This window comes from Syntrophothermus sp. (assembly GCF_013314835.1).
Classification (GTDB): Bacteria; Bacillota; Syntrophomonadia; order Syntrophomonadales; family Syntrophothermaceae; genus Syntrophothermus; species Syntrophothermus lipocalidus.
This window is the reverse complement of record NZ_JABUEX010000007.1, coordinates 1-20,172: the sequence shown is the minus strand read 5'-3', so window position 1 is coordinate 20,172 and position 20,172 is coordinate 1. Positions and strand designations below refer to the sequence as shown.

At 52.5% G+C, this 20,172-nt stretch carries 26 protein-coding genes; 12 read left to right on the top strand and 14 right to left on the bottom strand.

The window, feature by feature from the left end; all coding sequences use genetic code 11:
- Window positions 1–8 precede the first annotated feature (8 nt).
- From HPY90_RS03755 to cobK, 11 genes are all read left to right on the top strand, one after another.
- Window positions 9–893 (top strand): energy-coupling factor ABC transporter ATP-binding protein, encoded by an 885-nt coding sequence (locus HPY90_RS03755; protein WP_287191308.1) that lies wholly within the window; start codon window positions 9–11, stop codon window positions 891–893.
- Between the two features lie 28 nt (window positions 894–921).
- Window positions 922–1,755: a sirohydrochlorin cobaltochelatase gene (locus HPY90_RS03750; protein ID WP_287191304.1), complete on the top strand. Its 834-nt coding sequence runs from the start codon at window positions 922–924 to the stop codon at window positions 1,753–1,755.
- A 23-nt stretch (window positions 1,756–1,778) separates the two neighbouring features.
- A complete protein-coding gene (gene cobI / locus HPY90_RS03745; RefSeq protein ID WP_287191302.1) occupies window positions 1,779–2,480 on the top strand; it encodes a precorrin-2 C(20)-methyltransferase in 702 nt (233 codons plus the stop codon).
- A gap of 7 nt (window positions 2,481–2,487) precedes the next feature.
- Window positions 2,488–3,132, top strand: coding sequence for a precorrin-8X methylmutase (locus tag HPY90_RS03740; RefSeq protein WP_287191299.1), 645 nt, complete (start codon window positions 2,488–2,490; stop codon window positions 3,130–3,132).
- A complete protein-coding gene (gene cbiD / locus HPY90_RS03735) occupies window positions 3,129–4,247 on the top strand; it encodes a cobalt-precorrin-5B (C(1))-methyltransferase CbiD (RefSeq protein WP_287191296.1) in 1,119 nt (372 codons plus the stop codon). Before HPY90_RS03740 ends, cbiD begins: the two co-directional genes overlap by 4 nt.
- On the top strand, window positions 4,240–4,866 hold the full coding sequence (gene cbiE, locus HPY90_RS03730) for a precorrin-6y C5,15-methyltransferase (decarboxylating) subunit CbiE (RefSeq protein WP_287191293.1): 627 nt from the start codon (window positions 4,240–4,242) through the stop codon (window positions 4,864–4,866). Before cbiD ends, cbiE begins: the two co-directional genes overlap by 8 nt.
- A gap of 64 nt (window positions 4,867–4,930) precedes the next feature.
- The gene (gene cbiT, locus HPY90_RS03725; RefSeq protein ID WP_287191290.1) at window positions 4,931–5,458 is read left to right on the top strand and encodes a precorrin-6Y C5,15-methyltransferase (decarboxylating) subunit CbiT; all 528 of its coding nucleotides are present in this window, start codon (window positions 4,931–4,933) and stop codon (window positions 5,456–5,458) included.
- A gap of 232 nt (window positions 5,459–5,690) precedes the next feature.
- A complete protein-coding gene (gene cobM / locus HPY90_RS03720; protein WP_287191287.1) occupies window positions 5,691–6,476 on the top strand; it encodes a precorrin-4 C(11)-methyltransferase in 786 nt (261 codons plus the stop codon).
- Window positions 6,476–7,591 carry a cobalt-precorrin 5A hydrolase gene (locus HPY90_RS03715; protein ID WP_287191438.1) on the top strand — a complete coding sequence of 372 codons (1,116 nt, stop codon included), beginning with the start codon at window positions 6,476–6,478 and terminating at the stop codon, window positions 7,589–7,591. The genes cobM and HPY90_RS03715 overlap by 1 nt, the downstream gene beginning before the upstream one ends.
- A complete protein-coding gene (gene cobJ / locus HPY90_RS03710) occupies window positions 7,588–8,328 on the top strand; it encodes a precorrin-3B C(17)-methyltransferase (protein ID WP_287191284.1) in 741 nt (246 codons plus the stop codon). The genes HPY90_RS03715 and cobJ overlap by 4 nt, the downstream gene beginning before the upstream one ends.
- Window positions 8,325–9,095: a precorrin-6A reductase gene (gene cobK / locus HPY90_RS03705; protein WP_287191281.1), complete on the top strand. Its 771-nt coding sequence runs from the start codon at window positions 8,325–8,327 to the stop codon at window positions 9,093–9,095. Before cobJ ends, cobK begins: the two co-directional genes overlap by 4 nt.
- Window positions 9,096–9,362: 267 nt before the next feature.
- Here the strand turns inward: cobK and HPY90_RS03700 are convergent, their stop codons facing one another.
- The 14 genes from HPY90_RS03700 to ylxM form a co-directional block, all read right to left on the bottom strand.
- Window positions 9,363–10,208 (bottom strand): deoxyribonuclease IV, encoded by an 846-nt coding sequence (locus tag HPY90_RS03700; protein WP_287191279.1) that lies wholly within the window; start codon window positions 10,206–10,208, stop codon window positions 9,363–9,365.
- Between the two features lies 1 nt (window position 10,209).
- Window positions 10,210–10,560, bottom strand: a complete 351-nt coding sequence (locus HPY90_RS03695) for a YraN family protein (RefSeq protein ID WP_287191276.1) — start codon at window positions 10,558–10,560, stop codon at window positions 10,210–10,212.
- 20 nt (window positions 10,561–10,580) lie between these two features.
- Window positions 10,581–10,859 carry an EscU/YscU/HrcU family type III secretion system export apparatus switch protein gene (locus tag HPY90_RS03690; RefSeq protein WP_287191274.1) on the bottom strand — a complete coding sequence of 93 codons (279 nt, stop codon included), beginning with the start codon at window positions 10,857–10,859 and terminating at the stop codon, window positions 10,581–10,583.
- 29 nt (window positions 10,860–10,888) lie between these two features.
- Complete coding sequence (locus tag HPY90_RS03685) at window positions 10,889–12,358, bottom strand: TP0910 N-terminal domain-containing protein (protein ID WP_287191273.1); 1,470 nt, start codon at window positions 12,356–12,358, stop codon at window positions 10,889–10,891.
- A complete protein-coding gene (gene rnhB, locus HPY90_RS03680; RefSeq protein ID WP_287191270.1) occupies window positions 12,330–12,998 on the bottom strand; it encodes a ribonuclease HII in 669 nt (222 codons plus the stop codon). Before rnhB ends, HPY90_RS03685 begins: the two co-directional genes overlap by 29 nt.
- Window positions 12,999–13,045: 47 nt before the next feature.
- A complete protein-coding gene (gene ylqF / locus HPY90_RS03675) occupies window positions 13,046–13,906 on the bottom strand; it encodes a ribosome biogenesis GTPase YlqF (protein WP_287191268.1) in 861 nt (286 codons plus the stop codon).
- Between the two features lie 60 nt (window positions 13,907–13,966).
- A complete protein-coding gene (rplS, locus tag HPY90_RS03670; protein ID WP_207635748.1) occupies window positions 13,967–14,326 on the bottom strand; it encodes a 50S ribosomal protein L19 in 360 nt (119 codons plus the stop codon).
- A 111-nt stretch (window positions 14,327–14,437) separates the two neighbouring features.
- The gene (locus HPY90_RS03665; RefSeq protein ID WP_287191265.1) at window positions 14,438–15,004 is read right to left on the bottom strand and encodes an RNA methyltransferase; all 567 of its coding nucleotides are present in this window, start codon (window positions 15,002–15,004) and stop codon (window positions 14,438–14,440) included.
- Complete coding sequence (gene trmD / locus HPY90_RS03660) at window positions 15,001–15,741, bottom strand: tRNA (guanosine(37)-N1)-methyltransferase TrmD (RefSeq protein WP_287191262.1); 741 nt, start codon at window positions 15,739–15,741, stop codon at window positions 15,001–15,003. Before trmD ends, HPY90_RS03665 begins: the two co-directional genes overlap by 4 nt.
- Entirely contained in the window at window positions 15,731–16,267 is a 537-nt protein-coding gene (gene rimM / locus HPY90_RS03655) for a ribosome maturation factor RimM (protein ID WP_287191259.1), read from the bottom strand. The genes trmD and rimM overlap by 11 nt, the downstream gene beginning before the upstream one ends.
- A gap of 34 nt (window positions 16,268–16,301) precedes the next feature.
- Entirely contained in the window at window positions 16,302–16,532 is a 231-nt protein-coding gene (locus tag HPY90_RS03650) for a KH domain-containing protein (protein WP_013175090.1), read from the bottom strand.
- Between the two features lie 18 nt (window positions 16,533–16,550).
- On the bottom strand, window positions 16,551–16,823 hold the full coding sequence (rpsP, locus tag HPY90_RS03645; protein ID WP_013175089.1) for a 30S ribosomal protein S16: 273 nt from the start codon (window positions 16,821–16,823) through the stop codon (window positions 16,551–16,553).
- Window positions 16,824–16,854: 31 nt separating this feature from the next.
- Window positions 16,855–18,198 (bottom strand): signal recognition particle protein, encoded by a 1,344-nt coding sequence (gene ffh, locus HPY90_RS03640; protein WP_287191253.1) that lies wholly within the window; start codon window positions 18,196–18,198, stop codon window positions 16,855–16,857.
- 15 nt (window positions 18,199–18,213) lie between these two features.
- Entirely contained in the window at window positions 18,214–18,564 is a 351-nt protein-coding gene (gene ylxM / locus HPY90_RS03635; RefSeq protein ID WP_287191251.1) for a YlxM family DNA-binding protein, read from the bottom strand.
- A gap of 368 nt (window positions 18,565–18,932) precedes the next feature.
- Here ylxM and HPY90_RS03630 point away from each other — a divergent pair.
- On the top strand, window positions 18,933–20,172 hold a 1,240-nt coding region (locus HPY90_RS03630), incomplete at its 3' end, for a type I restriction-modification system subunit M (RefSeq protein WP_287191248.1).

Sequence of the window (20,172 nt, the reverse complement as noted above, 5' to 3'; positions counted from 1 at the left end):
GGATACAGATGACGAAAGAGGTATACGTCTTCGAGGTCCAAGACCTGAGTTACTGTTATCCGGGTCAAGACAACGGGCTGAAGAATGTAAACTGCCGCATACCGGAAGGTAAAAGGACGGTTATCCTGGGGCAGAACGGGGCCGGCAAATCCACCCTGTTGTGGACACTGACGGGCGTGTTACGTCCGCATCAAGGCCGTGTCCTTTTCGAACAAAAACCCCTGGATTATTCCAAACCCGGCCTAACCTATCTGCGTTCCCGGGTAGGGTTAGTGATGCAAAACCCCGACACCCAGGTATTCTGCCCGACTGTATATCAAGATGTGGCGTACGGACCAACTAACTCGGGTCTTCCAAAGCACGAGATAGAAGATAGAGTCAAGTGGGCCCTGCAAGCGGTAGGGGCCAGCCATCTGGTGGAGCGCCCAGTTCCGTTCTTGAGCTTTGGGGAAAAGCAAAAGGTCGCTCTGGCCGGGGTTCTGGCCATGCGGCCATCGGTAATCCTCTTGGACGAACCTGCTTCTGGCCTGGACGCTGCTGGTGTAGAATCATTATTTTCGGAACTTGATAGGTTGCGTAGCCAAAGTGTAACCTTGGTAATGACCACTCATGATATAGATTTAGCCTGGAGCTGGGCTGATCACTTCATAATCATGGATCGAGGGACTACCGTTTGGGAGGGAGACTTTTCAGAACTTTCTCAAGACCCTCACCTCTTATTCGAGTTCGGGCTCAAGCCCCCGGTCGTCAGCGTCGTTTACGAACGCTTGCTCAAGATCGGGTTTATACCGCCCTCGCTACCAAAACCGCGGCATATACAGGCCCTGATAAGCATAATCGAAACCGAATTACCTTCCAAGAAGGTTCGGGAATGGATCGCGAGCCGCCCGTAGTTCGAGCCAAAAAGGAGGCTATTGAGTAATGAACCAAAAAAAAACGATACTGGTAGCAGCCTTCGGAACCACGTATGCTACGGCGAGGCAGAATGCCATTGACAGTGTCGTGACTAAGATCAAACAAGCTTTTCCGGAATTTGAAACCAGGCTGGCTTTTACTGCAGAGATGGTAATAAGAAGGCTATGGGAAAGGGACTCGATCAAGGTCGAGAATCCTTTAGAAGCCCTCGAGGCCCTAAAAACCGAAGGCGTAAAACATGTAGTTATTCAACCCTTACACATTATTCCCGGTCTGGAATGGAAGAAGCTTTTACGGGCCATTCGCCGCTACCATGATAGTTTCGAACGGGTAAGCCTGGGACGACCTCTTTTGTATTTCGCCAAGACTGAGAAATCCCCTGACGACTATGAAGAAGCCGCCCTGGCGTTGCTCCCGCAGTTGCCCCAAACCGGTGAGGGACAGGCGGTGATTCTAATGGCACACGGGAGCTGGGATCCAGCTAACGGGTGTTACTTCTGTTTTGAGTGGACTTTAAGAAAACTAGGAGCTGACCGGGTGCACCTGGCTACGGTAGAAGGGTGTCCCGACCTTTATCAGGTCATAGACCAATTGGACCAAAAGAGCGTAAAAAAGGTTACTTTGATGCCATTTATGCTGGTTGCAGGTGAACATGTATTTCGCGATATGGCCGGAGATGATGAATCCTCCTGGAAAAGTGTTTTGGAGCGGCATGGTTACGGGGTGCAGGTATGGACGCACGGCTTAGGTGAAGTCGAGGCTTTTCAAAACCTGTTTGTAAAACGGGTAGCCGAAGCCGTGTCGGGTAACTACGAAGACCTGATGGAGCTGGAGTTGTAACACAGAGCGAAGGGGGATCGGACTTGTTGGGGGTTTTTTACGGAATAGGGGTAGGGAGCGGGGACCCGGAACTCTTAACTTTAAAGGCTTGTAAGACCCTGCGTTTGCTTGATGTGCTCATAACACCGGTTACCGCCGAAGAAAAAGAAAGCCTTGCCTACAATATCGTCCGTGATTTGCTAAACCACAATGTTGAAGTCCTTTTTCGCCGCTTTCCTATGTCAGAAGATCCTGCCATCTGGCAAGAATCCGCGGCTGCGGTAGCCGAAGAAATCAGGATTCTCATCGAAAACGGCAAGAATGTCGGTTTTGTGACCTTGGGGGATCCTATGTTCTATTCTACCTACGTGTATCTCTTGCAAGAACTGAAACGCCGGGGCATAGACGCCCAAACCATACCTGGCATCAGTTCGGTAACAGCTGCCTGTTCGAAAACCGGAGTATCCCTGGCCGAGAAGAACGAACGAATAGCAATCGTGCCTGCGGTGTACGCTCATACCGATATCCAGCCTATTCTCGACGCCTTCGATACCGTGGTCTTCATGAAGGTTAAAGGCGATTGTTCATCTTTGATAGAAAGGCTTGAAAGAGCGGGCATGAAGGAAACAGCGGTTTTTGTCTCTCGCCTGGGGTTAGACAATGAACGGATCGTGTATGACTTAGATGAGATTCGGGGTTGTAATGTCAACTATTTGTCCTTAATAATAGCGCGCAAAAAGAGGTGAATACATCTTGACCTTTTTAAAATCTCCGAGCAGTATCGAACAGAAGAGCTTCGAAATCATCCGGAAAGAACTGGGGCAACGCTCTTGGACCGAGGCTGAAACCAGAATAATCACCAGGATGATTCATACTACCGCCGACTTCACCTTTGCCGACATAACCGAAATAAGTCCAGGAGCTATTGAGGCCGCGGTTACTGCGCTTAGATCAGGATGCCATATCGTAACCGACACCAATATGGCCAAGGCAGGGGTTAACCGTAACATGTTGGAACGGTTTGGAATTGGAGTCTCGTGCTTCATCGACCTGCCGGAAGTAGAAGAAACAGCCCGTAGCCTAGGTATTACCCGGGCTATGGTGGCCATGCGGGCTGCCTCAGAGGATCCCCGTAACCGGATCTTCGCTGTGGGTAACGCCCCCACTGCCTTATTCGAACTCATTTCTTTGCATGAACAGCAAATGGTCAATCCGGCGGTAGTAATTGGAGTCCCGGTGGGGTTTGTTGGAGCTACCGAAGCCAAAGAAGCCCTCCGCCATTCGTCAATCCCTTACATTATTACTAGGGGGCGCAAAGGAGGTAGTAATGTGGCCGCAGCCATCGTTAATGCGCTTTTACATTTGGCGTCAAACGGCGAGGTCGAACCTGAGGTATGAATCATTACGTTGTGGTAAACGGACGAAAGCTCAGAAAGGGTTATACTACGGGCTCTTGCGCAGCAGCGGCTGCCCAGGCCGCCACCAGGATGCTCGTGACCGGAGTACCGCTGGAATCGATCGAAATCGAGGTGCCGGCCGGCATCAAGCTCCGGCTTGCGGTGGACAACGTCACCATACAGCCTGATTGGGCTATGTGTTCCGTGCGCAAAGACGGGGGAGATGATCCTGATGTTACAACCGGTCTCGACGTTTTTGCCAAGGTGTCCTTTGCGGCCCACGCGCGGGTCGACATCTGTGCCGGCGAAGGAGTCGGCATCGTAACCAAGCCGGGGTTAGGTATCGCCGTCGGGGAACCAGCCATTAACCCGGTTCCTCGCCGTATGATACTGGATGCAGTCAGGACCGAACTGCCACCAGGTCAAGGGGTAGAGGTCACCATATTCATTCCGGGCGGAAAAGAAGTCGCCGAAAAAACCTTTAACCCCCGTTTGGGAATTGAGGGGGGACTGTCCATTTTGGGTACCACCGGTATAGTGGAACCCATGTCAGAGGAAGCCCTGAAAGAAGCCTTAATCCTTAAGGTCAAAGTCCTTGCGGCCAGTGGCTGCAAACAAGCAGTATTGGTCCCTGGAAAATACGGCGAAAAATTCGCCACTACCAAACTGGGCCTACCTCACGAGATGGTGGTTATATCCAGTAACTTTATCGGTTTCCTGCTCGATTCCTGCCTGGAACAGGGATTCGAGGACTTGCTAATAGTCGGTCATATCGGCAAGCTGATAAAGATAGCAGGAGGCATATTTCACACCCACAGCCGGGTGGCTGATGCCAGGATGGAAATATTATCTGCCTTCGCTTCTTTGCACGGTGCTGACAGGGATACAATAGCTCAGTTGCTGGACTGTCCCACCAGTGATGCAGCTTTAGATATCATACGAGAACGCGGCCTCGAAGGCGTTTACCAATACGTCGCGGAACGCGTCAGCGCGAGGTGCAGGCAAAGACTTCAGGGGCGTGTCAGGGTGGGAACGATAGTTTATGCAGGGAAAGGAAGCCTTCTAGCAATGGATACTGCTGGTAAGCAACTCTGGGAGGAGTTTTTACATGTCTAGCCTGTTCGTCATAGGTATGGGTCCAGGCAATCCTGACTATATCTTGCCCGTAGCTTTTAAAACCGCAAATGAGTGCGACGTGTTGGTGGGGGCTCGCCGGTACTTGATCCTCTTTGCTAAGGCGAAAGAATACTTGATAGAACTTACCGGAAACCTGGAACCGGTTCTGACATCGGTAAATTCGATGTACAAAGAGGGGAAGAAAGTCGGTTTTCTGGTCTCAGGAGACCCCGGTATTTTCAGCCTGCTGACCCTGTTGAAAACCCGTTTCCCGGACAACGATATAGAGGTGATTCCGGGCATAAGTTCTGTCCAGTACCTGTTTGCCAGACTGAAACGTTCCTGGCATGATTGCGAGGTTGTAAGCCTGCACGGACGCCAAGATGTTGATCTGTTGTCCAAGGTCAGGAATGCGAGGCTGTTGGCTGTCCTAACCGACAACTCAAATACCCCGTCTGCCATCGCCCGAAGTTTGCTCCGGGCGGGGCTAAAGGACAAAAGGATAACCGTCGGCTCTCGCCTGTCTTGGCCTGAAGAGCTCATAATTACAGGTTCCCCCGAGTCAATCAGCCAATCAGACTTTGACGGGATGTGCGTGGTTGTGATCGAAGATGAGTGATGGTGAAGAAAGACTTATGGTCCCAGGAATACCGGACGATATGTTTGCGAGAGGCAGTGTGCCAATGACTAAAGCCGAAATACGGACTATCGTTCTCAGCAAGTTGCGGTTGGAACAAGATTCGGTGGTGTGGGATGTAGGAGCAGGCACCGGCTCTATTACGGTTGAAGCCGCCCTAACCGCAGCCAGGGGTAGAGTCTATGCCGTGGAATGTCGTCCTGAAGCCGTCGAACTGATCCGTTCCAATCAGAGAAAGTTCGCGGTCAATAACCTGTCTATCGTTGCCGGCAGAGCTCCGGAAGCTTTACTCGCTTTGCCCTCGCCGGACCGGGTGGTAATAGGTGGGAGCGGGGGTGAACTGGCTGCCATATTGGAGGTTGTAAAGAACAGGCTCTGTCCGGCTGGGGTAGTTGTACTGACCTGCGCAACCGTGGAAACGCTTTACCACAGCTTGAATTGCCTGCGCGAAATGGGATTTCAGGGGATAGAAGGGGTAGGGGTCACTATCACCCGTTTGAAATCGCAAGGCAGGTATCACATGCTGGAAGGTTTGAACCCGGTATTTATAGTGTCGGGAGTCCAGCCCACTTAACGCGCTAGTGATAAAAAATATCCTTGTGTCGCCCTCGGCGTCACTATTGGATATAAAAGAATGTTTGCCCTTATTCTAAGTCGCCAGGCATATCGGTCCCGGCACTCAGCTCAAGCCTTGATTAGTGAATAGCGTTGTCAGGACAAGCTGGCATATCGCAATTTCGGCCAGCTGAGTGCCGGGTCTGTGTGAATCTGTGGCTAGATTTTCGGAACAGGAAGGGTCGAAAAACATGAAATTAGGTAAGGTGTATTTTGTCGGGGCGGGACCGGGAGACCCGGAGTTGATAACCGTCAAAGGAAAAAAAATTATCGAGCAGGCCGACGTAATCGTGTATGCGGGCTCACTGGTCAACCCGTTGGTACTGGCGGACCGCAAACCGGCATCGATTGTGTATAACAGCGCCCACATGACCCTGGAAGAAATAATCCTGGTCATGGAACAAGCTGTTAAAAAGGGCTCAGTGGTAGCCAGGGTTCATACCGGCGACCCCAGCATATTCGGGGCGATAAGAGAACAGATCGAATGCTTACGGGAAAGGGGAATCCCTTTTGAGGTAGTCCCAGGTGTAAGCTCGTTTTTGGGGGCGGCAGCAGTTATGAACCTGGAGTACACCGTTCCCGGCGTATCCCAGACCGTAATCCTCACCCGAAAAGAAGGCAGGACGCCGGTCCCGCCCGGACAGAGCCTAGCAGAACTCGCCACCCACCGGGCTTCTATGGTCATATTTCTCAGCACCGCCATGATCGACGAAGTAGTCCAAGAACTCACAAAAGGGTATCCCCTATCAACTCCGGCAGCAGTGGTTTATAGGGCTACCTGGCAGGATGAGCTTATTATAAGGGGTACACTGGCTGACATCGCAACTCGCGTCGCAGATTCGGGGATTGAAAAAACGGCCCTTATACTGGTAGGTGATTTTTTGGGGGACTATTATGGGCGCTCTGAGCTTTACCATCCCGGGTTTACACATGGCTTTCGCCGGAGCAAGAGTACGCCCGAAGGGAATGAAGCGTGATGGAGAGTAGACCGGCCCATGTCATCGCTCTCAGCGAACCCGCGGCTAATGTGGCCAGAAAAGTAAGGCAGGTGCTGGCAGATGAAGGCCAAACCGTGCGACTCCACCTTCCCTCCCGTTTTGCCCGAAGGGAGGAAGGCGAATCCCCGATCAACGGGGATTTTAAGACACTAATGGCAGAGAGCTTTGGCAACGCCTCTTGCATGGTATTTGTTACTGCGGCTGGCATTGCCGTCCGGGCTATTGCAGGCGAGATTAAAGACAAGAAGACTGACCCGGCAGTCCTGGTCATCGACAACCAAGGCCAGTTCGTCATCAGTCTACTGTCTGGTCACTTAGGAAAGGCCAATGAAATAGCCCGCAGACTGGCAGCGGCCCTGGGGGCAACGCCGGTTATCACCACTGCCTCCGATTCCCTTAAGATTCCTGCGCTTGACGAATTAGCCGTGTCCCGCGGTTGGCGCGTTGAAAACTGGGATGAGGTAAAGCAGGTGATGGCTGCGATGGTCAACGGGGACAAGGTTCTGGCAATGGTCGATCGCCTTCACTACCTGGAACAATTAGAATTCCCGTCCAATGTCAAGGTTGTACCTGTATCAGAAAGCACAGATACCGCTTCATTCGCCGCGGCGTTCGTCATCAGTACCCGTGCCAACCTCCCCCGATTCTCAAACCCAGTGCTCGTCATCCGTCCCCGTACTGTCATCGTCGGAGTCGGATGCAGGCGGGGTATATCGAAAGACAACATCGTGTTCGCGATACGCGAAAGTCTGAAAGCAGCCGATCGCAGTTTCTCGGCCGTCAAGTGTTTGGCGACCATCGAGCTTAAACGCTACGAGACTAACCTCGTAGAAGCTGCTGCCGATTTAGGGCTGCCCCTGGAGTTCGTGACAGCCGAGGATATTGCTCGGGTGGAGAATAGGTTCTCCGGTTCTGGTTTTGTTAAGTCCAAGGTAGGAGTAGGAGCTGTCTGCGAACCGGTGGCATACCTGTCAGGTCGCGAACCTGAGCTCGTACTCGGGAAGACGGTATACGGCGGAGTCACGGTGGCGGTCTTTGAAGAAACGCCGAATGATGCCAATAATCGGAATTCGGAAGAGGGACAGATGTCATGAAAAAACAAGGCGAGATACTGGTTGTAGGCCTGGGTTCGGGAAGCGAAGACTCTTTGACCCAAGAAGCGCGGCAGGCCATCGAGGAAAGCGACGTAATAATAGGGTACAAAACTTACACGGCCTTGATAGCCAACGTCACTGCCGGCAAGAAGGTAATAAGCTCGGGAATGCGCAAGGAAGTAGATCGCTGCCATCAAGCATTGGACCTGGCAGAGGCCGGTTATAAGGTGGCCCTGGTCAGCAGTGGAGACCCGGGGATATACGGAATGGCAGGTATAATGCTGGAAGTTGCTCAAAAGAGAAATCGGCACATACCTATCCGGGTAGTGCCCGGGGTGACCGCGGCCAGCATCGCAGCGGCGGTTTTAGGAGCGCCTTTAATGCACGATTTCGCAGTCATAAGCCTGAGTGATCTTCTCACCCCTTGGGAAAAGATCCGCCTCCGGCTCGAGCTATGTGCCCAGGCCGACTTAATCATTTGCCTGTATAACCCCCGCAGCCACGGCCGTACCCAACAGTTGACGGAAGCGTGGCAGATATTGTCGAAATACAAAAAACCGGAAACCCCTGTCGGCATAGTAAAGAATGCAGGCCGGCCCGATCAGAAAGCCGACCTGACAGATCTCGGCTCCATGCTTTCCGTAGAGACTGGTATGTCATCCGTCATCATTATCGGCAATCAATCAACGTACATCGCCGACGGAAAAATGATAACACCACGGGGGTATGTCCTGTGATCCTGGTCTTAGGGGGCACAACCGAATCCCGAGAGGCAGTCGCAGGGCTTGTCGATGCCGGATTCCAGGTCTTGGTATTGGTCGCCACCGAGTATGGCCGAAAAGCCTTGAACTTTGCTGACAAGATCGAAGTAATAGCCAAACCTTGTGGCCTGTCAGACCTGCTGGATCTGATTGAAAGCCGCGGCATTCGGGCGGTGGTGGATTGTACCCACCCCTTCGCCGCCCAGGTCTCCCACACCGCCATGCTGGCCTGTGACCGTACGGGAATAAGCTATATCAGGCTGGAAAGAGAAACATTGGAAGATGCTCACTACCCCGGAGTGATAAGGACTCCGGACTTCGAGGCTGCGGCCAGATTAGTAGCGAGCCTTGAAGGTACAGTTATGCTTACCATTGGAGTCAAGCACCTGCCCCTCTTCACAGATAAAAGATGCGGGCCAAACCCGCGGCTGGTAGCGAGGGTGCTCCCTCACCCTGATTCAATAGCCAGATGCCTTGCTTGCGGCTTGGCTCCAGAGGACATAGTGGCCCTTAAAGGCCCCTTCACCGTTGATTTTAACCGGGCTTTGTTTATCGAGTACGGTGTTACCGCGGTTGTCACTAAAGAAAGTGGAACCATCGGGGGAACGGATGCGAAGCTCGAAGCCGCTAGCCAGCTCGGCATAAAGTCTGTCCTGATTGAACGCCCCCATATAGATTACCCGGTAATGGCCCGCACGGTGCAAGACGTCATCTGCTACCTGTTCAACCGTCCCCCTGGTTGAACTATGGTCCGCCATCTCGAAAAACGGCCAAGGGGACGGCCCTTGTCGACGACAAGGCAACCGCCCCCTTGGTCCGGCAATCCCGGCACTAGTCCCGGTTAAACAGGATAAGGAAAAGGATCAGTATCAGTATCAGCCAAGGGAACTGGTATCCGTGATCGAACCCGAAATTCTCTTTGTCCATCCGCTTCCCTCCCCCCGCTTTTGGTAATAGAATATGCGGGGTGAAGAGGTTTGGTCACACCGCGCGAAACCAGGTGGTAGGTCTCAAACTGCCCGGATTCGCTTGAGGGTTTCGACATCACGCGCAATCCCCGAGTACTCTGTTTCTAGGATGAATGGAAGCTGGCGCAAGAGAGGATGGTGACAGAGAAGAGCAAATCCACTCTCTCCGATGTTACCCTGTCCGATATGGGCGTGACGGTCTTTCTTGGAGCCAAGACCGCCTGCGCTGTCGTTGGCGTGAACCAGTCGGACCTTGTCTGTTCCGACAAGTTCGTCCATCTCCCTAAGCGTGCGTTCCAGCCCTCCGGGATCAACGATGTCGTAACCTGCGCCGTACAAGTGACAGGTGTCGAGGCATACCCCGACTTGGGGAGGACGACCCAACTCCTCCAAAATCTTCGCCATCTCTTCTAGGTTTCGGCCGATTTCAGTACCCTGGCCGGACATGGTTTCGACCAAGATCCGGGTATTACCCTCGTAGTTGGCCAAAACCTTACGCAATAAGGCAACCAGCCGGGCAACAGCCTGGGCCGCTGAAGAAACCGTGTAGGCCCCGGGATGTAATACCAGGTAATCGGCTTTGATTAGATCGCAGCGGGCAAGATCTTCGGCTATAACGCGGTAAGCCAGTTCATATATCTCTTCTTTGGCTGCGGCTGGGTTGCATATGTACGGGATGTGGACCACCACAGGAAAGATGTCGGCCTTTTTCGTGTTTTCGATGAAATACTCGATTTCTTCCTCTGTCAGTTCCCTCGCCTTCATCACTCGAGGGTTGTGCAAAAAGATCTGTAATGCTTCTAAACCCATAGCCTGAGCCTCGTCGATCGTGTGTTTCAAGCCTTTGGCCACGGGTAGATGAGCCCCTACGCGTGGAAAATGCTCCATGTCAAAAAGCCCCCTCTATATGCCTTATCTCCGGTTGGCCGGTATTCAGTTCAACCGCGACAACATCGAACAATATCCGGCGGTATCGATTTCGGCTCTCTTGCGACAAATAAACCAAAGCACTGCGGCGTATTCTTTCGATCTTACGAGCGGTTATAGATTCCTCGGGATAACCAAAAGCCTTCGTGCTCTTGCTCCGAACTTCCACGAACACTATGTCATTGCCCTTCTCACACACAATGTCTAGCTCTCCGTACAGGGTTCGATAGTTACGGGTAATTATCCGGTACCCCTTTTTTGCGAGATACTCTGCCGCAATTTCTTCCGCTTGACAACCGATGCGTCGTTTCATCCTGCCTGCCTCCCCGAGTTTCAGCGAACACTCCTCCTGTCTAGGCGGTAAACAAAAGCCAGTATCTCTGCCACCACCTGGTAAAGCTCAGGAGGAATTTCCTGGTATATATCCAACATCGCCAGGTATTCCACCAGTTGCGGGTCTTCCTTTATAGGTACCCCGGACTCCCGCGCCAGTTCTATTATTTTCTCTGCCAGCAGCCCCCTGCCTTTAGCGGTAACCACCGGAGCCTCGTGAATCTCAGGGTCGTAACGTAGCGCTACGGCTTTTGATTCTAGCCGTTCCTTCTCCTCCACTTCCTAGTCCTCCTCAGCCTTCCACCGCTTTATACGACAATATCAATTCCCAGCCAACGCCGGGGCTCCTTGGCCCTTACTAAGCTCTGCTTCAAGGCCCGCTGCCCAGAATCTGCGACTTTTACCGTCCAACCCTTTATCTCAAACCCTAATCGTTCTAAACTCTCAGCAAGTTCAGGTAGTTGCGCCTGCAGGCGACTACCGGCCTTATGGTTTTGGGCCACTGCCTGCAATACAAGGCTTTTCTGGGGATAATAAGTAACGTGGAAAAGAACCAGGCCGAGAGTGCCAGTTGACAAAGACAGAACCAGGCTAAACGCATCTTTTTCAGACCTTCGTTCCTGCTTTCCCGCCCCATCTTTCATCACTTTCAGTTCACACAAGTGGTAATCTTGGCCAACCATTACCGGAAATGCCAGGTAGAAAAGCAGTTGTGTGTTATCTCGAGGCAGATTGTTTAAAACGTTGAACAAATGCTGTCCTTCCAGCTCATAGCGGGCTACTTTTAGCTTGTTCAAGACCTGTTCCACTGACCCGTTTTCCGTCTTAGGTAAAGAATTGGCAACTACCTGTTCTAGGGCGGCCGAGGCTCTAGTCGCATCCAGTTGGTTTTCCACCAATCTTTTTATCTCGCCAGGCAAAAGGCTACCTGTCTCCTCTATCTTGAGAGTGATGGCCTCCACCAAGCGGCTTATCATATCTTCCAAGAGCGGCAACGGAATTCCTGCGGTAACGGATGTAGGCTTGCCAGAGCTGACCTGGCCAGACCTTCCGTCACTCCCGCTCCGCCCGGGAGTAGTTACTTCCAGTGTTTTCTCTCCTTGAACCTTATCGCCCGAACCACCTTGTAGTATCTGAGTTAGAGGGGGAGGGCTCGCGCTATTCTCTTCCTGAATCGCATTTTGTCCTTCTACAATAGCTTTCAGCCCGTCCCGCACCTCTGCCAACAAAAGCGCGAGATTGTTCTCAGAAGTGAGAAACCGTTTCAGGGCCAGTATATGCTGAGGCGACAACTGGGTGTTTCGGCTTACCATCCAGGCGGAAATCTCTTCCGTTCCCGCGTCTTCAGGGCCTAGAAAACTTGTAATCCGCAAGAGCCTGGTCAGGTTTTCGCGAGTTACTGGCAATTCGTTTTTAACCAGTTTGGCCGCCAAGCCTATAGTCCTATCGTCAGGCCTGATCCCGAGTTCATTCAAGGCGGAAACCAGCTTCTGCTGCTCCGGATTGGCCACTATCTCAGGTACAAGCACCCTGAGATGCACGTAACCTGGCCGCACTTCATTGACATACAAGCTAAGTTTTTGTCCAGGGAACAACGGGATCTCGGTCTGCGCCTCCAAACTCTTACCCCTGACCATTAGCTGAACCAGCCCGTTTCCCTTTACCGTCTCTACCAACCCCGTAACCAAGTCTCCCTGCCGCCAAGGAATGTTTGTTTCAAACAGCTGGGAATCAGTTTTTAAGAAAAGATTAGTCAAATAGTCTCCCTTGATGTGCATCTTCTTTCATCACCATCGATTTAATCGGCTCGAAGCTTGTTCGGTGGATGGGGCACGGTCCCTTAACTTCTAAAGCCCGCAAGTGTTCACGGGTGGCGTACCCCTTGTGACGGGCAAACCCGTAGCCGGGGTATACTTCATCCAGAGCTGTCATGATCCGGTCCCTTTCCACCTTTGCCAGAATCGAAGCACAGGCCACGGATATGCTGAGACTATCCCCTTTAACAAGAGGAGTCTGCGTCACCCCAAGTTCTGGGATCGGCCAACCATCGACAATGACATGTTCGGGGGGAATGGACAGCCCTCCCAAAGCCAGTCTCATGGCCTCCCAGGTCGCGTTCAGAATGTTGATACGGTCGAGATACGGCGGAAAGAGTATCCCTACGGCCCAGGTAAGCGCTTTCTCTTTTATTTTATCGGATAACCACTCCCTTTTTTTAGACGGCACCTGCTTGGAATCATTGACTCCCGGGACTTCGAAGTCGGGTGGTAAAATGACCGCGGCGGCCACGACCGGCCCTGCGATGGGTCCCCTTCCTACCTCGTCGGTTCCCGCCACCAAACGAATTCCCTTGGCATACAAGCCGTACTCGTATTCTTTCATATGCTGTAGCCTTTTGCGTTCATCGTCCGAAACCATAACCGGCCTTGCCTCCTGAGTTGAGCCCCACTTTTGCGTGATACGGGCTAGCTATTTCCCTCGTCAGGCAGGCGGTCCAAGGTCAAGCGCCCTAGACCACCTTTTCTAAAATCTTCGAGCACAGCCCGCGCCGTCTTGTTCAGGTCCACTGTTCCCCCTCTAAGGAAGAAGCCTCTTTTCCCACCTATTTCCTCAAGCAACTCACCCGGCTCCCCGTCCCAACTCTCCAGACGGTAGCGCTCTTTAAGCATCTCGGGCTTACGGTGTTTCAATACCGATATCAGGTAACAGGCCACTGCTTCATCCTCGTACGCCTTTTCGCCAACGACAGCGAGCAGGGCCAGTTTCGTTCCTTGCTCGTCGTTTTCTACTTTGGGCCACATCACCCCTGGAGTGTCTAAAAGCTCGATACCTTCCTTTATCCTTATCCACTGCCGGCCCCGAGTGACGCCTGGCACAGCACCGGTCTTGACCACCCTTTTCCCTGCCAGACTATTTAAAAAAGAAGATTTTCCAACATTGGGCAAGCCTGCAATCATAATCCGGGCGGGCCGCACGCGTTGGCGTTTCTCGAGAAGAGTCTTGGCCAGAGGGGCATATACGCGTTCAACCGCCCTCACCACATCGGGAAGGCCCTTGCCTCGAAGAGAATCGACTGCCAATGCTCCAATTCCATTTTTTTGAAAAAAAGAGATGAACCTGCGGGTTTCTCTTTCATCTGCAAGGTCAGCTTTGTTAAGTACCTTGATTATAGGTTTTCCTCGCACAAGATGGGGTAGGTCTGGATTAGTAGTGGATAAAGGGGCACGGGCATCGACTACCTCGATTACCATGTCCACAACTTGGGCATTTTCTTGTATTTCCCTGCGGGCTTTTAGCATGTGACCAGGAAACCAGTTTACCGTCATTCTAGACCACCCTATCCTCGTACTTACCGTTAACAAAAAAGACTGGTTCTTGACCAGCCTTTAACCTTTGAGGTAATCCTTTCTTTCTTTGACCCTGGCCTTCTTGCCCATCCTTTCTCTGAGGTAGTACAGACGGGCCCTTCGTACCTTTCCGCGGCGAGACACCTCGATCTTGCTAACCCTGGGTGAATGTAAGGGAAACGTCCTTTCCACGGCTACTCCGTATGATACCCTGCGGACGGTGAAGGTCGAGCTCATGCCCCCTCCCCTCTTTCTAATCACAGTGCCTTCAAAAACCTGGATTCGCTCCCGTCCACCTTCAACTACTTTGACATGAACTTTAACTGTATCGCCTGGCCGGAAATCCGGTAGGTCTTTTCTCATCTGTTCTTCTTCGATGGCTCTGATGATGTCCTGCACCTTTCTCGCCTCCTTCCGCACGGCGTTCTTTTCTGGTAGAACCAGCAGCGGACCGCCGTTAGTCACAAATGGAATTATATCACAGGGCATGGCCAATAACAATGGCCTTGCTCACCTGTCACCCAGCAGTCGATCCAGAATAATTGCCACCGCACTTCTTACCGACAGGTGGTTGTAGGAACTGCCAGCGGCAATCGGCTCGAGAATAAAATCGGTTTCCATCATCAATTCCCTAGCCAGGCCCCAGCCGGTACCAAAAAGAACGACGTAAGTCCCGGTTTGGGCGGCCATCTCCTCTCGAAGAGCTCCGTAGCCCACCGTGTTTGGATACACCCGAGCATCTGTCGCAACAGTTTTCGGTGCCCGGCCGGTTTCCCGGGTAATGGTTTCTAAAACTTCTTCGAGCGAGGATGCCAACCTGACTATCCGAAACGCCTCCTTGCGATCGGGGTTGTACTCTCCACCGTAACCCTGCTGCCAATAATCCAGTATCTGCCCGGCCAGCTCCCTCTGAGTTGTAAGCGGGTGCACCAGGAAAAACCCGTCCACGTCATAGGTCCTGGCAACCCGAGCAATGTCGTGGATATCGAGGTTGGTAATTGAAGTGGTAATGACCTCCATTTTTTTGTTATACACCGGATAGTGCAGCAGAGCTACATACACCTTGGATTTTCTCACCCTTCATCCTGCCCTTCTCGCGAAAAAAGGATCTCTTCCAGGAGCTCTCGTTCTTCCGGATCGAACTCCCGTTGTAGCAGGAGGTCCGGCCGTTTCAACAAGGTCCTTTTTAAACTCATCTTCTTCCGCCAGCGACGAACAGCCTGGTGGTCCCCAGAAACCAACACCGGAGGCACCTCCAGCCCGGAAACGACCCGAGGCCGGGTATATTGGGGATACTCTAGAAGACCAGATCCAAACGATTCTTCGGTGTGAGCCTCATCTGAGCCTAACACTCCTGGAACCAAACGCACCACCGCGTCGGTAACCACCATAGCCGGTATCTCGCCCCCGGTTAAAACATAGTCACCGATAGAGATTTCTTCGTCAATTACCGTTTGGCAGCGCTCATCGATGCCTTCGTAATGCCCACACAGCAAAATGAGATGAGCCCAAGCCGCCATCTTTTTGACTAACGCCTGATTTAAGACCTTCCCCTGTGGTGTCAGGTATACAACCTTACATTCTGGCGACCTTAGGGCCTGTATGGCTCGAATCACAATATCCGCTTTGAGTACCATCCCTGCCCCGCCTCCGTAAGGGTAGTCATCCGCCTGGCGGTGCCGGTCCAGAGCAAAATCCCTGAGGTTGACCAGGTTTATCTTTACCAGCTTCTTCTCCTGAGCCCGCTTTATGATACTGCTGCCGAAAGGCGATTCGAACATCTCGGGAAAAAGCGTAAGTATATCAATCCGCACTGTCCTCATCCCCTTCGTCAATCAACCCGGGGATAAGCCTGACTTCGACCCGTCCTTCCTCTAAACGTATGTCCCGAACCACCTGCTTTATCGCCGGGATTAGGACCTCCCCAAAAGGTCCTCCTTGAACTACGTATACGTCATTGGCCCCGGTTTGAATCACGTCGGTGATGGTTCCTAAGAACCCTCTGGTATCGTCGTACACTTCCAGCCCTTTGAGCTGGAATATGTAGTAGCAGTCCTCGGGTAACGGAAACACTTCTGATGGCGGTACCTTGAGGTAAGCTCTAACCAGACAGCGGGCTCGTTCTCTCGTATCGATCCCGCGGAACTTGAAGACCATAAAGTCACGTAGAGGAGATACAGACTCTATGGTTAACACTTCCACGTTATCCCCTTGTTGTACCAGGACTTCCTTCATCCCGTTAAACCGCTCGGGGAAATCGGTCAGCGGTCTTACTTTCAGCTTACCCTCGGTTCCAAATGTACCGCACACCTCGCCGACGGTAATCAGGTCCTTCGTCATTTTCTAGCCCCACCATCTCCTACTTAAGTAGGGTCTACCTTATGATCTCTACCACTACCCGTTTGCCTTCTTTGGCAGCAGCGGCTTTAGCTAATACCCGAATCGACTTGGCTATCTTGCCCTGCTTCCCTATCACTTTACCCATGTCGTCGGGAGCAACCCGCAGTTCGATAATTACCGACTTTTCGCCTTCTATCTGCTTAACCTCCACCATCTCTGGGTTGTCGACCAGCGACTTGGCAATAAGTTCCACCAGATCTCGCACTGAAACCACCCCCTGCATTTATCTGGCCTTTCGGGTCTCGTTAAACTTAGCTAAAACACCCACCTGTTTCAGAAGCGATCTAGCGGTGTCAGAAGGCTTCGCTCCATTTGCCAACCACTTAAGCGCCTTCTCCTCATCGATACTTATCGTAGCCGGCTTAGTCGTAGGGTCATAATAACCTATTTCCTCGATAAAGCGACCATCGCGGGGAGACCTGGCGTCCGCCACCACTACCCGATAAAACGGATCCTTCTTAGCCCCCATCCTTTTTAACCTGATCTTAGTAGCCACTAACTTCACCTCCTCGTGCTGATTCACTCTTTTAAAACGGCAAGCGTAAACCTTTTCCCTTTTTCTTGCCGCCTTTATCGCTGAACTGCCTCATAAGTTTTTGAGACTCTTCAAAGTGCTTCAACAGACGGTTAACGTCTTGAACCCTTGTACCGCTACCCTTGGCTATTCTCTTCTTACGACTGCTGTTCAGCATAGTCGGGTTCAAGCGTTCTTCCGGGGTCATCGATTTTATGATGGCCTCGATCCTGCTAATCTCTTTATCATCAATATCGGCAGTTTTAAAGCCCTTTAATTGCTTCAAGTTTCCAAAACCAGGTATCATCGCCAATAGGTCTTCTAACGGTCCCATAGACCGGACTTGCTGGATCTGATCCAAAAAGTCTTCCAAAGTAAACTCCTGCTGTCTGATTTTTTTCCCGAGTTCCCTGGCTTTTTTTTCGTCTATGCTGGCTTGGGCTTTTTCCACCAAGCTCTGAACATCACCCATGCCGAGAATACGCGAAGCCATGCGGTTAGGATAGAAAGGTTCCAGATCCTCTAGTTTTTCGCCTACCCCGGCAAACTTGATAGGACAGCCGGCTACTGCTTTAACCGAAAGCGCCGCTCCGCCTCGAGTATCACCATCCAGCTTGGTCAGAACCACCCCTGTCAATCCCAGCTGTTCATTAAAAGAGCTAGCCACGTTTACAGCATCCTGGCCGGTCATGGCATCTACTACCAGAAGTATCTCGTGCGGGTTCAAAGAGGATTTTAAATCTTTGAGCTCGTTCATGAGTTCCTCATTGATGTGCAATCTTCCCGCAGTGTCGAGGATTACGACGTCGCGGCCGTTGGAACGAGCGTATTCGAGAGCAGCTCTCGCTATGTTGACCGGGTTTTCTTGTCCCATCGAAAAAACCGGGCAGTTGCATTTTTCCCCCAGTACCTGAAGCTGTTTGATGGCAGCTGGCCGGTAAATATCAGCTGCAACTAAAAGCGGCCTCCGCCCCTGGGCCAAAAGGCTGCGTGCAAGCTTGGCACAGGTCGTCGTTTTTCCGGTTCCCTGCAGTCCCACCATCATTACTACGGTCGGTGGCTTGGCGGCCAAATTGAGCTTAGTCTGGTCTCCTCCCATCAATTGCGTCAATTCTTCGTACACTATCTTAACCACTTGCTGCCCGGGAGTCAGACTCTTCAAAACCTCCTGCCCCACCGCCCTCTCTTTCACCCTGGCCACGAAGTCCTTAACCACCTTGTAGTTTACGTCGGCTTCCAGCAATGCCAACCGAACCTCGCGCATAGCCAGGTTTACATCCTCTTCAGTCAGCTTGCCTTTACCCCTGAGTTTCCTGAAGGTTTCCTGTAACCGAGTTGATAAACCTTCAAAAATCATTATCCCTCTCCTCCGCTACCTGCCGTTCCCTAAAACCTCTTCCAATAAAGTCAAAGCACGTTTCTTGCTCTGGTCGTCCCCGGCGACCTCCATTTCTTTCAATAACCTGTAAACCTCGGTCAATTGCTGCCGCTCACCCATGAATTTACCGACCAAACCCAAGCGTTGTTCATAGTGCTCCAGAGCCTTTTCTGCCCGTTTCAGTATATCATAGATTGCCTGTCTGGATACGCCGAACTCGGCCGCAATTTCCCCCAGCGACCAGTCATTTTCGTAATGTAACTCCACGATCCGCCGCTGTTTGTCGGTCAAAAGCGGTCCGTAAAAATCGAACAACCAGGCCATTCTTTCTATTTTCTCTAACACCGCGCTCCTCCAGTGTAAAGTATATTTACTTTACAGTCTGTAATTGTAAGGCTTGATAATGTATTTGTCAAGAACGGCAAACCAAAATCTGTTATCATTCTGTGACGATGGCAGCTTGGCAGTAAGGCTTGGCCCCTATCGAAAACCTGCCTGAACTTCTTAAGGATAAGGGGATTCAACGGTGGGTTGGTAGACAGTGTGGATAGCTTTGACGCCTTGACGTTGTAAAGGCTTCGGCAGGAAAAATGGTAGCGATTGGCGAATAGAACAAAAAAGGCAGTTACAGCAGTACGCGCCTTTATGGTTTGAACCTCTAAAAACCGGCTGTTTGGTAAAATTTTCGGTTCATATCTGGAGGATAGTTTGACATGGAAAACGGCCAACTCACCTGGATCACCAATTTCATTTGGGGCATCGCCGACGACGTGTTGCGCGACCTCTACGTGCGCGGCAAGTACCGCGATGTCATTCTGCCCATGACCGTCATCCGCCGGCTGGATGCGGTATTGGAGCCCGCCAAGCAGGCCGTGCTCGACATGAAAGCTTCGCTCGACAAAGCGGGGATCGTACACCAAGACGCTGCTCTGCGACAGGCCGCTGGTCAAGCCTTCTACAACACCTCCCCCTTCACGCTACGCGACCTCAAGGCGCGTGCCAGCCGCCAGCAACTGGAGGCGGATTTTCGCGCCTACCTCGATGGCTTCTCGCCCAACGTGCAGGAGATCATCGACAACTTCGAGTTCCGCAACCAAATTCCCCGCCTGGCCAAAGCCGACGCCCTGGGCACTCTCATCGAGAAGTTCCTCGACCCGTCTATCAACCTGAGTCCTTACCCTGTGCTCAACAGCGACGGCACCGTCCGGCTGCCCGGCCTCGACAATCACGCCATGGGCACCATCTTCGAGGAGTTGGTGCGCCGCTTCAACGAGGAAAACAACGAAGAAGCCGGCGAGCATTGGACCCCGCGCGATGCCGTGAGGCTGATGGCCCGCCTGATCTTCGAGCCTATCGCCGACCAGATTGAATCCGGTACCTACCTCCTCTACGACGGCGCCTGCGGCACCGGCGGGATGCTCACGGTGGCCGAGGAAACCCTGTTGCAACTGGCGAAAGAACGCGGCAAACAGGTCTCGGTGCATCTTTTCGGCCAGGAGATCAACGCCGAGACCTACGCCATCTGCAAAGCCGACCTTTTGCTCAAGGGCGAGGGCGATGCCGCCGACAACATCGTTGGCGGACCGGAGCATTCGACCCTATCCAACGACGCCTTCCCCGGCCGCACCTTCGACTTCATGCTCTCCAATCCGCCCTACGGGAAGAGTTGGAAGAGCGACCTGGAACGCGTGGGCGGCAAGGCTGGCATCAAGGACCCGCGCTTTGTCGTGCAGCACCGGGGCGAGGAGCTTTCGCTGATCACCCGCACCAGCGACGGCCAGATGCTGTTCCTGGTGAACATGCTCTCCAAGATGAAGCACGACACCCCGCTCGGCAGTCGCATCGCCGAGGTGCACAACGGCTCGTCGCTGTTTACGGGGGACGCCGGCCAGGGCGAGAGCAACATTCGCCGCTGGATCATCGAGAACGACTGGCTCGAGGCGATCGTCGCCC